Origin of the sequence: Nocardia rhamnosiphila NBRC 108938, from assembly GCF_000720425.1 — a bacterium.
Lineage (GTDB): Bacteria > Actinomycetota > Actinomycetes > Mycobacteriales > Mycobacteriaceae > Nocardia > Nocardia rhamnosiphila.
Genome location: NZ_JOAJ01000079.1, coordinates 1 through 258, shown reverse-complemented (window position 1 = coordinate 258; position 258 = coordinate 1). Strand labels below are relative to the sequence as shown.

1 pseudogene is annotated in these 258 nt (G+C 66.3%); it reads right to left on the bottom strand.

Going from position 1 to position 258, the window contains the following annotated elements:
• Positions 1 to 25 precede the first annotated feature (25 nt).
• Positions 26 to 258: pseudogene (locus tag IG75_RS37065) on the bottom strand (MFS transporter); the annotation flags it as partial.

Here is a 258-nt window from a genome sequence, read left to right as displayed (position 1 = left end):
GTGTGTTTCGATGAGTACATCCGACTTATGGGGTGGTCTCGGACGAGCGTCGGCGGGCGAGAGCGAGGCTCATCAGCGTCGTGATCGCCATGGCGCCGATGCCGACCAACGCCGCGGTGGTGTAGGCGCTGTCGTCGGGGAAGAGGTGGCCGGAGCCGATGCCCGCGGCGAGGATCAGGCCGCCGATGGCGCTGCCCAAGGAGTACCCGACGCTGCGGACGACATAGTTGAAGCTCATGGCGCTCGACGTCTCGCTCT